The 285-nt window shown below is 62.8% G+C and carries 1 protein-coding gene; it reads right to left on the bottom strand.

The features are described from left to right. Positions 1-285: AMP-binding protein (locus tag NCS00_RS33225; RefSeq protein ID WP_250442277.1), on the bottom strand; the 285-nt coding region annotated here is incomplete at both ends.

The raw sequence follows: 285 nt of genomic DNA, 5'->3' as shown, positions 1-285 counted from the left end.
GAGTAACCGCGCGTGCAGAGCTCGCCAGTCTCGCCCACGGGCACGATGTTGCCCAGCGCATCGACGATCTTCACCTCGAGATGCGGCTGGATGCGTCCGACGGTCGTCGTGCGTTTGTCGAGCGGATCAGTCGTGGAGCTCTGGAACGACACCGGGCTCGTCTCGGTCATGCCATAGGCGATCGTGATCTCGCTCAAATGCATCTTCGAAACGACCCGCTTCATCGTTTCGATCGGGCACGGCGAGCCTGCCATGATGCCGGTGCGCAGGCGGCTCAGGTCGTAC

It is taken from the genome of Caballeronia sp. AZ1_KS37, from assembly GCF_023631165.1.
In the GTDB taxonomy this organism is placed as follows: Bacteria; Pseudomonadota; Gammaproteobacteria; order Burkholderiales; family Burkholderiaceae; genus Caballeronia; species Caballeronia zhejiangensis.
This window is presented reverse-complemented; position numbering and strand designations above follow the sequence as displayed.